This window comes from Bacillus sp. FSL K6-3154 (genome assembly GCF_040869395.1).
Taxonomy (GTDB): domain Bacteria; phylum Bacillota; class Bacilli; order Bacillales; family Bacillaceae; genus Bacillus; species Bacillus safensis.
The window spans coordinates 1,532,848-1,547,237 of record NZ_CP152033.1; the positions used below are offsets into that span (position 1 = coordinate 1,532,848).

The 14,390-nt window shown below is 42.8% G+C and carries 13 protein-coding genes and 1 pseudogene; 4 read left to right on the top strand and 10 right to left on the bottom strand.

Annotation, left to right across the window (positions count from 1 at the left end):
• Positions 1-15: 15 nt before the first annotated feature.
• The 7 genes and pseudogenes from MHH61_RS08075 to MHH61_RS08105 form a co-directional block, all read right to left on the bottom strand.
• Positions 16-654 carry a nitroreductase family protein gene (locus MHH61_RS08075; RefSeq protein ID WP_024427550.1) on the bottom strand — a complete coding sequence of 213 codons (639 nt, stop codon included), beginning with the start codon at positions 652-654 and terminating at the stop codon, positions 16-18.
• A gap of 13 nt (positions 655-667) precedes the next feature.
• Positions 668-1,152, bottom strand: a pseudogene (locus MHH61_RS08080) (MarR family winged helix-turn-helix transcriptional regulator).
• Between the two features lie 151 nt (positions 1,153-1,303).
• Positions 1,304-2,605, bottom strand: coding sequence for a pyrimidine-nucleoside phosphorylase (locus tag MHH61_RS08085; protein WP_024427551.1), 1,302 nt, complete (start codon positions 2,603-2,605; stop codon positions 1,304-1,306).
• A gap of 25 nt (positions 2,606-2,630) precedes the next feature.
• Complete coding sequence (locus MHH61_RS08090; protein WP_024427552.1) at positions 2,631-3,812, bottom strand: NupC/NupG family nucleoside CNT transporter; 1,182 nt, start codon at positions 3,810-3,812, stop codon at positions 2,631-2,633.
• Between the two features lie 166 nt (positions 3,813-3,978).
• The gene (gene deoC, locus MHH61_RS08095; protein WP_125586914.1) at positions 3,979-4,650 is read right to left on the bottom strand and encodes a deoxyribose-phosphate aldolase; all 672 of its coding nucleotides are present in this window, start codon (positions 4,648-4,650) and stop codon (positions 3,979-3,981) included.
• 84 nt (positions 4,651-4,734) lie between these two features.
• Positions 4,735-5,679 carry a sugar-binding transcriptional regulator gene (locus tag MHH61_RS08100; RefSeq protein ID WP_034624115.1) on the bottom strand — a complete coding sequence of 315 codons (945 nt, stop codon included), beginning with the start codon at positions 5,677-5,679 and terminating at the stop codon, positions 4,735-4,737.
• A gap of 60 nt (positions 5,680-5,739) precedes the next feature.
• On the bottom strand, positions 5,740-6,615 hold the full coding sequence (locus MHH61_RS08105; protein WP_125586916.1) for an aldose 1-epimerase family protein: 876 nt from the start codon (positions 6,613-6,615) through the stop codon (positions 5,740-5,742).
• Positions 6,616-6,840: 225 nt separating this feature from the next.
• Between MHH61_RS08105 and MHH61_RS08110 the strand changes: the two genes are divergently transcribed.
• A complete protein-coding gene (locus MHH61_RS08110) occupies positions 6,841-8,664 on the top strand; it encodes an acyltransferase family protein (protein WP_125586918.1) in 1,824 nt (607 codons plus the stop codon).
• 152 nt (positions 8,665-8,816) lie between these two features.
• Here the strand turns inward: MHH61_RS08110 and MHH61_RS08115 are convergent, their stop codons facing one another.
• Together MHH61_RS08115 and MHH61_RS08120 are read right to left on the bottom strand one after the other, a co-directional pair.
• Positions 8,817-9,914 (bottom strand): saccharopine dehydrogenase family protein, encoded by a 1,098-nt coding sequence (locus MHH61_RS08115; RefSeq protein WP_125586920.1) that lies wholly within the window; start codon positions 9,912-9,914, stop codon positions 8,817-8,819.
• The gene (locus MHH61_RS08120) at positions 9,911-10,618 is read right to left on the bottom strand and encodes a class I SAM-dependent methyltransferase (RefSeq protein WP_024427557.1); all 708 of its coding nucleotides are present in this window, start codon (positions 10,616-10,618) and stop codon (positions 9,911-9,913) included. The genes MHH61_RS08115 and MHH61_RS08120 overlap by 4 nt, the downstream gene beginning before the upstream one ends.
• Before the next feature lie 129 nt (positions 10,619-10,747).
• On the opposite strand from MHH61_RS08120, the gene MHH61_RS08125 reads away from it, so the two are divergent.
• Positions 10,748-11,755 carry a helix-turn-helix transcriptional regulator gene (locus MHH61_RS08125; RefSeq protein ID WP_125586922.1) on the top strand — a complete coding sequence of 336 codons (1,008 nt, stop codon included), beginning with the start codon at positions 10,748-10,750 and terminating at the stop codon, positions 11,753-11,755.
• 35 nt (positions 11,756-11,790) lie between these two features.
• Here the strand turns inward: MHH61_RS08125 and yidA are convergent, their stop codons facing one another.
• Positions 11,791-12,603 (bottom strand): sugar-phosphatase, encoded by an 813-nt coding sequence (yidA, locus tag MHH61_RS08130; protein WP_125586924.1) that lies wholly within the window; start codon positions 12,601-12,603, stop codon positions 11,791-11,793.
• 301 nt (positions 12,604-12,904) lie between these two features.
• Between yidA and MHH61_RS08135 the strand changes: the two genes are divergently transcribed.
• Positions 12,905-13,264: a MerR family transcriptional regulator gene (locus tag MHH61_RS08135; protein ID WP_039182663.1), complete on the top strand. Its 360-nt coding sequence runs from the start codon at positions 12,905-12,907 to the stop codon at positions 13,262-13,264.
• A gap of 128 nt (positions 13,265-13,392) precedes the next feature.
• On the top strand, positions 13,393-14,376 hold the full coding sequence (locus tag MHH61_RS08140) for a Gfo/Idh/MocA family protein (protein WP_125586926.1): 984 nt from the start codon (positions 13,393-13,395) through the stop codon (positions 14,374-14,376).
• Positions 14,377-14,390 lie beyond the last annotated feature (14 nt).

Consider the following 14,390-nt stretch of genomic DNA (forward strand, 5'->3'; position numbering starts at 1 on the left):
CCTTTTGAAAAGATATTATTTCCACTCAGCAATACGATCAACCGGTAAGCGGTAAGATGCATAGCCTTCGTCGGCTGCTTTCCCAATTGATAGCAGCATGACTGGTACATAACGTTCTTTATCCCATCCAAATGTTTCAGCGATGACTTCTTTATCATATCCGCCAATTGGATTTGTATCATAACCGTGTGCACGTGCAGCAAGCATAAGTTGCATAGACACAATCCCACCGTCAATTAAGATGGTTTCGCGGTTCACTTGCTCTGGAAGAACCTCAAAGTGTGCAGTTAATGCAGCAATTTGTCTTTCTTTCACTTCTTGCGGCATGTAGCCATGCTCTACTGCTTTTGAATAAATTTCTTCTAAGTATTCATTGCTTTTCATATCTGCAAATACTGCAATGACAGCTGCTGATGTTGACACTTGAGTTTGGTTGAATTTTGCAAGTGGTGCAAGCTTTTCTTTTCCTTCTGGGCTGTCAATAACCATGAAGCGCCAAGGCTGTGCATTTACTGATGATGGTGCAGTTGTTGCTTCTTCTAAAATCTCTGTCATTTCTTCTTTGCTGATTTTCACAGATGGATCATAGTTACGAATAGAGCGGCGCCCTTTCATAATTTCCATAAAATCGTTTGTTTTTAATGTTGTAGCCATGTGTAACACTCCTTTAGGTTGTTTGAATCTTTTCGATGTTTTGTTGTATACGGATGAGCACATCAGTGAGAAGCCTTCGTTCTTCTTCACTTACGTTTTCAAGCATTTCTGAGATAAATCGTTCTTTTTCTATTTTAGAAGCTTCGATTCTCGTTCTGCCTTCTTCTGTTAAGCGGACAAGTGTGACTCGATTATCTTCTGGTTTTCTTCTGCGTGTGACCATTCCTTTTGTTTCTAGCTGTTTTAAATGACGCGTCACAGCTGCACTATCAATATTTACTTTTTTCTGCAAATCTGATTGGCTGATTTCATCGGCTTGGAATAACAGCGATAGCAACTCAAGTCTTGATTGGCTGATGCCCGTGCATGCTTCGAACTTCACGCCCATCATACGGTTCACGCACTGCAAACGATATAATACCTCTGCCTCTTCAGAGCAAAATGCAGTCAATGCCATCCCCTCTTTTCTATTCAGAAATCAATTACTTGATATATCAATCATTGACTCGTCAATTAATATACACCCATTGTTTGATGATTGCAAGAGGTTTGTTTCATAAAGTGAATTTTTTTATTTCAATAGAAAAAGACGAGCCTAAAATGACCATAAAAAAAGACAAAAGCGACGAATCACTTTTGTCCTTTTTCTTTATTCAGTAATGACTGTGTGGATCAATGTTGGTGCATCGGCATGATCAGCAATGCGGATGTTGTCATAAATTTTCTCCATGACATTTGCAACATCTTCACGATTCGCATGCAGAGTCACAAGTGAATCTCCTTTTTCAACACGATCGCCCACTTTTTTGTTCAGCATGATGCCGACAGATAGGTCAATATCGTCCTCTTTTGTTGCGCGTCCTGCTCCAAGGATCATCGCTGCAACACCGATTTCGTCCGCGACGATTTCAGCTACGACACCTGATTCTTTTGCAGGCACTTCGATTTTGTAAGGTGCTTGCGGCAGTTTTTCAGGCTGATCCACAATTGAGCTGTCTCCACCTTGGTTTTCTAAGAATTCCTTGAATTTCTCAAGTGCTTTGCCGTTTTTCATCACTTCAATCAGCTTTTCTCTTGCTTCATCAAGTGTGTCTGCTTTTTTCGCAAGAACGACCATTTGACTTCCTAATGTGAGCACAAGCTCGTTTAAGTCTTCAGGACCTTCGCCTCGGAGTGTGTCAATCGCTTCTTTCACTTCAAGGGAATTTCCAATCGCTAATCCTAGCGGCTGAGACATGTCAGAGATAACCGCCATTGTTTGTCTGCCTACGTTGTTTCCGATGCGTACCATGGCTTTTGCAAGCTTTTCTGAGTCTTCTGGTGTTTTCATGAAAGCACCTGCGCCTGTTTTCACATCAAGTACAATCGCATCTGCACCAGCAGCAATTTTCTTACTCATAATGGAGCTTGCAATAAGCGGAATTGAGTTAACAGTTCCTGTCACATCACGAAGAGCATACAGCTTTTTATCAGCTGGTGTCAGGTTGCCTGATTGGCCAATAACTGCTACTTTATGACGGTTCACGAGCTCGATGAATTCGTCTTTTGTAATTTCTACGTGAAAGCCTTTGACCGCTTCAAGCTTGTCCACTGTACCGCCTGTATGCCCAAGACCGCGCCCTGACATTTTCGCAACAGGTACATCTAGTGCCGCAACAAGAGGAGCGAGTACAAGCGTTGTTGTATCGCCTACACCGCCTGTCGAGTGCTTGTCTACTTTAATACCGTCAATGGCAGACAGGTCAATTGTATCTCCTGAGTTCGCCATAGCGAGTGTTAAGTCTGCACGTTCTTGATCCGTCATATCTTGGAAGAAAATCGCCATAGCCAAGGCACTTGCTTGGTAGTCAGGAATTGTTCCGTCCGTATAACCTTTGACAAAGAAAGAAATTTCCTCTGAAGTTAATTCTTTTCCGTCACGTTTTTTCGCAATGATATCTACCATTCTCATTGTTTTCACCATTCCTTTTTTTAAATTAGTAAATCAAACCGACAACGCCTGCTGTTAAGAAGCTGACAAGAGTTGCACCGAATAACAGCTTTAATCCAAAGCGTGCGACTACGTTTCCTTGCTTTTCGTTTAAGCCTTTGACTGCTCCAGCAATGATGCCGATAGAAGAGAAGTTCGCAAATGATACAAGGAATACAGAAATAATCGCTTCTGTACGAGCACTGAATTGGAAAGCATCACCGGATAGAATTTGCATTGCAACAAATTCGTTAGATACCATTTTGGTCGCCATAATGCTTCCTGCTTGTACCGCTTCGCTCCAAGGAACACCAACAATGAACGCAAATGGAGCAAAGACGTATCCAAGTACATCTTGGAAAGAAACACCGATAACTGCTGTAAAGATACCGTTAATCATCGCAATTAATGCAACGAATCCAATCAACATTGCAGCAACAACAATCGCTACTTTGAAACCATCCATAATGTATTCGCCAAGCATTTCGAAGAAGGATTGTCTTTCTTCCTCGACGACTTCAAGCATGTCTTCATCCTTAGACACTTCATACGGATTGATGATTGATGCGATAATAAATCCACCAAATAGGTTCAGCACAAGTGCTGTAACCACATACTCTGGTTTAATCATTTGCATGTACGCACCAACAATCGACATCGATACCGTCGACATTGCAGATGCACATAATGTATAAAGACGCTGCTGAGGTAATAATCCAAGCTGTTTCTTAATAGAAATAAAGACTTCTGATTGACCTAAAATCGCAGACGCTACTGCATTGTAAGATTCTAGTTTCCCCATACCGTTCACTTTACTAAGCAAATATCCGATTCCGCGTACGATAAGCGGAAGAATACGCCAATGTTGTAGGATACCGATTAACGCCGAGATAAAGACGATCGGCAGTAAGACGTTGATGAAGAAAGTGGACGCTTTATCATTCATTAACCCGCCAAATACAAAGTTGATTCCTTCGCCGGCATAGCCTAGAAGCATTTGGAATCCTTTTGCAAAGCCTCCGACTAGAAAGTTTCCAACACCTGTATTGAGCAGAATATAACCTAAAATAAATTGCAGTACAATCATGACAATTACTGGACGGAATTTCACTCGTTTTTTCCCATTACTAGCCAGCCATGCAATGGCGAGAATCACTAGCAAACCGATGATACCAATCACGTATTTCATGTTTTTCCTCCTTGAATGAATTCGTTTACATTAATGCGCTTGTATGGAACAAACCCTATTTCGCAAACAAAACGCGGAAGAAATTCCCAGAAGTGAGTTCCTTCCGCATATGACTTTTTCATCATTTATGAGTCATGAATGTTATCCTACCATAGGATCGTATGAATTAATAGTCTTTCGAAGGAGCTGATTGATCCCCTTTGATAATGGAAACGCCTGCACTTGCGCCAATACGGGTAGCACCTGCAGCTGTCATTACCTCAACGTCTTCTTTTGTTCTCACGCCGCCTGATGCTTTCACACCGATGTCAGGTCCTACTGTTTTACGCATTAATGCAATGTCCTCAGCCGTTGCACCGCCTGTACTAAATCCAGTCGATGTTTTCACAAAATCAGCGCCCGCTTTCACTGAAAGCTCACAGGCTTTGACTTTTTCTTCATCAGTAAGTAAACATGTTTCAATAATGACTTTCACTAATGCTTTGCCTTTTGCTGCGTCTACAACTGCACGAATATCTTGTTCAACCACATCATATTCGCCGTCTTTCAATGCCGCAACATTGATGACCATGTCCACTTCTGTTGCACCGTTTTCAATGGCATCCTTTGTTTCGAATGCTTTCACCGCTGTTGTGTTTGCGCCTAACGGGAAACCGATGACTGTACATACATCAACACCTGTTCCTGCTAGTTCTTTCGACGCTAGAGATACCCAAGTTGGGTTTACGCAAACAGATGCAAATTGATGAGTCTTTGCTTCTTCAAGTAACTGCATAATAGCAGCTCTAGTTGTATCTGGTTTTAGTGCTGTATGATCAATGAGCTTTGCTATCGTCATGCTTCACACTTCCTTTTAATTATGATACTTTCATCATATATGACGAGTGAACAATTGTAAACATAGTTATGAAATTTTGTTCATCTATTTTGTGACATTTAAAAGAGCCCTCGCTGTGTGCTGATCGATGATCAATACATTCGCATATTTTCCTCTTAGTGCGCCGTGTATAGAAGCCACCTTTCGATGACCGCCAGCGACAAGAATGGATCGTTCTTTTGTCCTTAAATCATCTAGCTCTACGCCAATTGTGCGATTGTTAATGGCTTCACTGCAAATGCGTCCATCTTGATCATAAAAACGCGAGCAAATGTCTCCGACACTGGATTCCTTGAGGAGCGCTTTTTCTTCTTCACGGAAATAACCTAGTCTAAACAAAAGTGCTTCATCTCTTACCGTTCCAACAGTAAACACAGCGATATTCGCCTGCTTGCCCATTTCAATAATTCGCTGAATATGTCTGTCCTGCTCCACCATTTCTTTGACAGCAGCACTATCAAATACAACAGGAAGCGGCAAATAGCGCGGTGCTGTTTGAAATGCCTCAGCAAACAGCTGGATGGTTTCCGCCGAATATGTATTCACATGAGAGTGGCTGATTCCGCCCTTGAGCTGGACAACCTCTACACCTTTTACCTGTTTAGGTTGCATCTTTTGTGCAATTTGATACATAGTCGTTCCCCAGCTCACGCCAACAATATCGCCGTCTTTCACTGTCTCTTGCAAGTAATCTGCACCAAATCGGCTCAAATAATCGGTGATGGTTGGATAGTCGTCCTTTGGCGAAAACACCACATGAGCTTCGAGCAGGTCATATTTTTCCTTGAGCAGTGAAGAAAGCTCATTTAAATCCTCAAACGGATCCATCACCGTAATCTGGACGTATCCCTTCTCTTTCGCATATTGAAGCAGCCGAGATACGGTCGGTCTCGACAAGTTGAGCTGTTTGGCAATTTCCTGCTGGCTGTAATCAGACAAATAGTAAAGCCTTGCCGCTTCAATACTCAGCTGTTGTTTCTCTCGATCCATTCATACGCCCCCTTTTTTCTTCTATCATAACAAATTGTTCACCTTATCATGCACAAATGTTCATTTAAAGAAAATTGTATAAGCGGCATGAAAGGTCTCATTCTTTTCTAATGTTTGAATGCCAAACTTCTCTTTATACTGACCATTCGTCCCTTCCCTATCGGCGATGCCATACCACGGCTCAATACAAACAAAAGGAGCCATCGTTCCTTTTTCTTGATCATAAGGCGACCAAATGCCAACGAAAGGAAAGCCAGTGAGATCGACCTCAACTCCGTGACCTGCCCCTGAAGTCAATGACACTCGATTGATATGGCTAAAGATCATCGCATCATGCTGAAAAAGCTCTGGGCGAAGCTGGATCGGTTCAAGCTGAATGCCTTTTTCTTTCTCCCTGACAAGTGAATTCCGCAGTTCATATTGCACAGGGAGATGTTCAGTGGAAGGTGTCAATGTGAGTGAATAATCTGATGTTTGCTCGCCTTCAACAAGCGGAATACGAAATGCTGGGTGTCCTCCAATGGAGAAATACATCGGATCCTCTCCGTCATGATCAATTTCCCAGGAAATCTTCAGTCCATTTTCCAATAGTTCATAACGAATTCGCACTGTAAATTCATACGGGTATTGCTTCACGTGCCGGCCTCTTGATTCATATTGAAAGGTCACCGTATGCTTCGTTTCTTCATATAAATCAAAATTGACATCACGTAAAAACCCATGCTGTGTGAGCTTAAAGGTTTGATCGTCAATCTTGTATTGATCATTCATTAATCGCCCAACAATCGGAAACAAGACAGGCGACACCCTGCTCCAATAAGCTGGATCACCAGACCACATATAGTGACGCCCGCTATCCTTGTCAAGCACCTCCCTGACTTCCGCTCCTTTTTCATGAATCTGAACCAATAACTGATCATTTTCGATGGTTTTCATTCAATACATCCCCTTTCCTTCTTCTTTTATTATGACAGGGATTTTGGTTTTGAGTATCAAATTCGACATCTCTTACTCACCAATTAAAAAAATTTTAAAAAAGACAGAAATTCGCCAACAAAATGTAATGCTGATTCGTCTAATCTTATATAAAATAAAAGAATCGTTGCTCTTTTGAATGAACAACAAAAAGAAGCGTTTGACATTGATGGGGGATTCATTTTCATGAACAGCAAGGAAAATCGTTTTCGTTATATTTTAGGATTAGATGGACTAAGAGCCGTTGCTGTATTGGCAGTCATTGCTTATCACTTACATATCGGACCCGCAAGCGGCGGGTTTCTTGGCGTTGATTTATTTTTTGTCATTTCTGGTTACTTGATTACAACGATCTTGTTACATAAGCAGGATTTAGGCTATCAAGAGCTTTTGCCATTTTGGATGGGACGGATCAGGAGGCTTCTTCCAGCCGCTTACATCATGATTTTTATAACCGTCAGCTGGTGCGCGATTGCTGGATCAAACGCATTATTGTCCATTCGTGGCGATGCCATATCGTCCTTTTTTTATGTCAGTAACTGGTGGTACATTTTTCATCAGCTTTCATATTTTGATAGCTTCAATGCCCTGTCTCCACTGAAAAATTTGTGGTCTCTGGCAATAGAAGAGCAATTTTATATCATTTGGCCGGTACTGTTAATTGCAGGGCTGAAATGGGTAAAAAACAGATCGCATCTGCCCATGATCACCTTTGGACTTGCACTTGTCTCTGCCTTATGGATGGCGATTCTTTATTCACCAGATACCGATCCAAGCAGGGTTTATTATGGAACAGATACTCGTGCATTTGCGCTCCTGATTGGATGCAGCCTGGCATTTGTTTGGCCTATGCAAAGACTGTCCAGCAAAAAATTACTTCCTGTTGGCAGACGTATTTTACATATTGCCGGGTTCGGTTCGTTTGCGATTTTTCTTCTTTGTGTTTATGCAGTGGACGATTTCGATGCCTTTCTCTATCAGGGCGGCATGCTTTTATTCTGTTTGAATGCGGCCATCTTAATTGCGTGCGTCTGCCACCCTGCAAGTCTTATAGGGAAATGGCTGTCCTTTCAGCCGCTCGTCTGGCTAGGTAAACGGTCTTATGGTATTTATTTGTGGCATTATCCCATTATCGTACTGACCACACCGGTCATTGAAATTGGACAGCCTTCCATAGCGCGTGTCACATTGCAGCTCATCGCCATTTTACTAGTTGCTGAGGCTTCCTATCGCTTCATCGAACAACCGATCCGCCAGCATGGCTTCAGACAATATTTTTCCTCTTGGTCTATTTGGAAAAAAGGAATCAAACAGTGGTCTACATCTAATAAGGTGTTCCTTGGAATCACCGCAGCTCTTTTGATCTTATTTATCATTGGCATGTCTAACTCGTCCACTTCCTCCCCATATGTGAAGGAAGTGACGCAAATTAAGACAGCACCGAAAAAAACAGCCGAACCATCGGAATCAAAAGCGAAGAAAAAGAAAGAAAAGCACGAGAAAAAAGCAGCTGATCAAAAACAATTTCACCAAGTTCTTGCCATAGGTGATTCTGTCATGCTAGACATTGCGCCGAATCTTGAAAAAGCATATAAACAAATCACCATCGATGGGAAAGTTGGCAGACAGATGAACGAAGCCATCAGCATCGCCCCTCAATACAAATCATTTAATCAATCTGATGCTGCTGTTATCATTGAACTTGGCACAAATGGTTATTTTACTGAGGAAACGCTGAAAGCATTCATTCAAAACTTTTCTAAGGCACATATTTTCCTAGTGAATACGAGGGTTCCAAGGTCATGGGAAAATGATGTGAATGCGGTCATTCAGCGAGTGGCCGATCAAGATCAAAATGTTACCTTGGTCGATTGGCATTCAGCCGCTACTGGACAGCCATCCTATTTTCAGTCCGATGGTGTCCACCTTTCAAAAAAAGGTTCTGACACATTGACACAGCTCATCACAGCAAGCATTAAGAAAAAAGGAGATGTGTCGACGTCATCATAAAAAGACTAGCAGAATGCTAGTCTTTTTTTCAGCGTGATAGAAAACCTTTGCAGTCGAGGAAGGGCGAGTACCGGCGCGGAGCGAATTTGACATTCGTGAGCACCGGCACGCAGACCTGACACCGAATGCGAGGGTTTGTCTGCACGCTGCTTTTATGCCGTCAAAAGGCTGGCCCTTATCGCTAATGTCTGCTCTTCCTTTGTTTTTTGATCCACCAAAGCAAAAAGCCCGTTCTCATATGCTAGTGAAAATAATTGTTCAATATGAAAAACTCCTGACTGAAACCGTCTGTTCAATAAATGCAGGGCCGCAGCACAGGCGACTTGAGCTGTTGCTTGAGACTCGTCGTGTCCTTTTATACCAAGCGCTGCATGATGAACCTTTTTCCCATCCGTCCCTGCCGCCTCCACTTTGACTGCATATTGATCTGTTCCCACTTGAGAAGATTGAATCATTGAAATGGCTCTGTCCTTCATCTTCGGCAGTGTAAGAAACGACGTCAGTCCAAGGCTCCTTGTGAAGGCCAATGCACCCGTCGCGAGACGTGAATCAAAACAAAGCCTTGTCGTCACAGATGGCACATGAAGTGTGGAAGGCAATGTCTGTTGATCAGAGAAGGGGAATCGATAGGCATACCGCTTTCCAAGCTGTTCACCAAAGTTGACCTGTCTGCCTCCAGTAAAGCTTTTCATTCTTTTCCGCTGATCATGCTCAGTGAGTTCATATTCAGTATGGACATGATCAATCGTCCATTCAATCGCGGCTTTTCCATGCTGATCCCCCAACCCAAGCATAATCCCAATATCTATTTGATCCACTGATGAAAGCATAGATGCCGTTTTTGCAGCTAATAAATTTGTAAGACCGGGCGCGAGACCTACACTGAGCAAAGCCGTAGCACTGATTTGCTGCTGATCCAGCTGTGCCATTTGCTCCATATACGCCCCCTTTGCAGAAATATCGATATAATCAATGCCTGCCCGCAGAACGGTTTCAGCAAATGACGTGTCATCTTGGTCGAGACACATGATCACCAGCTTTGTTTCATCCATCCAGTCCGAATGTAATGGCTGACTAACATCTAGTTTGTAAGGACGGACTCTTCTTTTTGTCTGCTGTGAAAATTGTTCGGCCTTCTCATAGCTCCTGCCCGCCGCAACAATTTGCCCTGGATACACTTCACTTAACTGAAGACATATTTGCTGTCCGACATGTCCATAGCCGCCAATTACCATCACCTGTGATCTCATCTCTCATCCGCCTCTCTACGACCTCGCTTGCAAACAAGCCCTTTGATCATTCCTGCCTGAAAATAAGGTCTGATGTCTCGAAACCCCGCCTCAATTAAATGTCCTCTCATCTCCTCCTCAGGCACAGGATATGTTGCACGTCCCAGCCTGTCATTAAAGGACGAAAACACTTCTTTTCCTAGACCTTGCCGCTTCATGAAAAGAGACAGCATATGAAGCTCCTGCTGAAATGCGCTGGAATTCATCTCTCCTTGTATAAATGCGAGTACAAACGGGGCCCCTGGTTGAAGCCTTCGGGCAATCTCCTGTAAAAATGGCAGCCGATTTTCTACAAAATGAATCACGAGCAGGCTCACTGCGGCATCGTATACAGCTTCAGCAGACACCTTGTTTAATGCGGTCTCATACCAGGTGACACGCGCCTCCATATGGAGCTGTGAAACCCGCTGTTTCGCCATATCCAGCATAGATGCAGACGGATCGACTCCTGTGATGAGCCAGTCTTCTTTTCTCTGAAGCATGTTGATGATCTCTTCGCCCCCACCCGCTCCGACAGTTAGAATACGAGAGGCCGCTCCCTTTATTTCAGTTTCTAATACATCTACTGATAACTCATGCAAAAGGTGATAGCCGGGTACTTTATGTGAAATCGTTGCTGCGTATGATTCAGCAACAGGGTCGTGCCAATGCTGGTTTCCTTTCATATGATTCTCCTCCAGTTCCTTTCCGCTTTCCATCGTTTCCTGTACACTAACGATATGACATCTTTATTGTAAAAAGAGGCACCAGAAAAAACGATCCCTAAAAGTGGGGGTTTTTGAGGAGGAGATCATGTGGTCAATCCAGCCACTCATTTTCAGCAGATAAGGCAGCACATTCGGGACAAGCTTGCTACTGTCATTGATTTTGATGCCGTCTGTATCACAACCATCGATCCAGCCACTCTCCTCTCGACAGGTTCCTACACTGATGAACCGATTGAAGAAATTCATGACCAGCTCTTTCAAAATGAATTTTTAAAAAGGGACGTGCATCAGCATGAGTTTCTAGCCAAAGGCCCTATTCATGCTGCGAGTCTCATCCAAAGCGGGGCATATTTGAACAGCGAGCGCTATCAGCATATTTTGTTACCTAACGGTTGGTCTGATGAATTGCGGGCAGCCCTTGTGATTCAAGGAGAATGCTGGGGTATCGCCAGCCTTTATCGTCAAAAGGGCAAGGAACCTTTTCAGAAACGAGATATACAAGCAGTCATCGATCTAACACCGGCACTTGCAGCCAAGCTGAGAAATGAGCTTTTCAAAAAAAGAGACACTGAAGATGATGATGCGGCGGAGCAGCAAGGATTTCTCATTCTTTCAACTCATTACAAGCTTCTTTATGGAAATGAGACAGGGCTCCATTGGCTTCGTACATTTCAAGCCTTTGAACAAATCCATGACCAAGCCGTCATGCCCCGCCCGTTCAGAGCATTAGGCGCTAAACTTTTATACGGCGGGACCGATCAAACAGCAGCAATCATCACAAGAATGCCTACGGGGGTCTTTCTTTCCCTTCAAGCCTTTCGATTGGCGCAGTCTGACAGGCAGGAGGAGGCTGTCATGATTCACATCAAACGAGCCCAAACAAATGATATTCTTCCTTATGCAGCGAAAACGTACAGGCTGACAGAAAGAGAGATGAACGTCCTCGACTGCTTATTAAAGGGCCAGTCGACAAAGGAAATTGCGAGTACGTTATATATTTCACCCCATACCGTTCATGATCATGTGAAAGCAATGCTGCAAAAGACGAATTTAAGCAGCAGACGTATGCTTGTTTACTTTTTCTCCAATATATAAAAAAGCGGCTACCGCACTGGCAGACCGCTCTTTTCTTATTTTCCTAAAACCAGCTCATGCAGGACATGTGCTACTCCGGCTTCATTATTAGATTTTGTTACAACATCAGCTACGGCTTTGACATCATCAATGGCATTTCCCATAGCGACGCCGCAGCCCGCAAACTCTAGCATTGAGACGTCGTTCCCGTTATCCCCAATAGCCATGACTTCTTCACGAGGAATTCCCAGCTCCTTCGCTAGAAGCTTCACGGCATTTCCCTTACTCACATCAGGATGCAGGATTTCAAGGAAGAAATCTGTACTTTTTACCATCATATACTTTTCCTTCACTTCAGATGGAATGGCTTGTATCGTTTTTTCCAAACGTTCTGGCTGATCAATATACATCATTTTTGGAAGTCTCATCGATGAATCTGCCTCTTCAACAGGCATATATTTCAGCGGCAGTTTTGTTAAGTAGGATTCAAGCACTGTGTATTCACTAATATCGCGATTCGGTGTGTATAAATTGGCTGAATCGAAATAATGCATCGGCGTGTCCAGCTGACGGCTCAATTCATATAACGAAGTTAAGTCATCATAGGATAATGTCAGCTCTGACACCACTTCATTTGTATGGCTGTTTTGAACAAGCGCTCCATTATAGGCGATCACATAATCTCCCTCTTGATCAAGCTGAAGATCAGCTAAATAGCGATTTACCCCGCCAATTGGCCGGCCTGTACATAAAACAATTTTAATTCCATCTGCCTTAGCCTGTTGAATGGCTTCAAACACTTCATCCGGCACCATATGTTGATCATTTAATAACGTACCATCCATATCAATTGCGACTAATTTATACATTCACTGGTCCCCTTTTCTCAGCAAAAACGTGCTGTCACTATTTTGAGCCACCATTACGATGATGACAGGTTATTTCATTACTATTTACCTATTTTAGCCTATCGTTTTTTCTTCACGCTGTCTACTTGTTCTTATCTGTAACAAATATCACATGAGTCTACTCTATTATAACGCATTCTAATCATCGTGCTGATCACCCATTTGAAACAAGTAAAACAGAACAATTGTCCACCACTATAGAATGTTTTGAAACGAGTAAATCTAATTGTATGATGAATAACAAAGAAAGGAGGTGCAGGGAATGATTACGTTTACGAGAGGTAAATTGTCAAAAATGTCTGGTGTACATATTGAAACCATTCGTTTTTACGAAAATGAGGGAGTGCTCCCAGAGCCAAAGAGAGCACATAACGGCTATCGTCTATATGATAAAAAATATGTACTCATGCTATCATTTATCACTGAAGCGAGAAAGCTAGATTTCTCCCTTAAAGAAATTCGTGAAATTATCAAGTCACTTTTCGAAAAACAGTCAAAAACAGAAGCTGAACAACTGCTCGAGCAAAAAGTCGAAGATATCCAGCACTCTATTCAAGAGTTAAAAAAAAGGAAGGCTGCCATTCAATTGTTAACAAAGCAAACATTAGCAAACATCAGCTGATTGTAAGGGCTGCCAAAGGTGTGCCGGTGTTGATCACTGGCACACTTCGCTCATGTATCTCAGTACACGTTCAATGAAAACATCGGTTATACTAGAGTCAGCTTAAACGAGTGGAAGGGGTTTTGAGAATGAACATCGCAACCATCGGAACAGGTATCATTGTGGAAGGCTTCCTGCAAGCGATTGAACAGCTCGACGGTGCTTCTTGTCACGCTGTCTATTCAAGAAAGGAAGCAACGGCAAAGAAGCTCGCAGACAAATTTGGGGTGCAGACAACTTATACGGATCTAACTGCTATGCTAGAAGATCCTCACGTAGAAGCCGTTTACATCGCATCACCGAACCGTTTACATAGCGAGCATGCAACGAAAGCATTGAAACACGGAAAACATGTGATATGCGAAAAGCCTTTCACCTCTAATGTAAAAGAGCTGGAAGCCTTAATCGCTCTCGCAAAGGAAAAGCAGCTTCTCCTATTTGAAGCCATTACGACCGTTCATATGCCAAACTATCATTTGATCAAAAAGCACCTTCATCAATTAGGTAAAATCAAACTGGTTCAATGCAACTATAGTCAATATTCAAGCAAATATAATCAGCTGCTAGCCGGCGAAACGCCAAATGTCTTTAACCCTGAGTTCTCTGGGGGAGCGCTGATGGATATTAATATCTATAATGTCCATTTCATCATGAACCTCTTTGGATCACCAGAGCAAGTCCGATATCAGACAAACCGTCATCCAAACGGTATTGACACATCTGGTGTTTTGACGTTCACTTACAATGATTTTATTGCGACAAGTGTTGGCAGTAAGGATACAAGCAGCATGAACTTTGCATTGATTCAAGGAGAAAAAGGCTTCATTCATGTGAAAAATGGGGCGAATGGGTGCGAGGAAGTGCTGTTGCATGTTGATGACAGGGTCATCTCACTCAATGCACAAACGAATCCAAATCGGCTGTTTTATGAAGCAGAAGCTTTCCAGCAGATCATTGAAACAAAAAATCATGAACAGTGCTATTCATGGCTTGATGAAAGTCTCTCCGTGATGAAAGTTCTTGATGCCGCAAGAAAAGATGCAGGTATTGTTTTCCCAGCAGATCAATTTTAATGAAAAAACCGCCT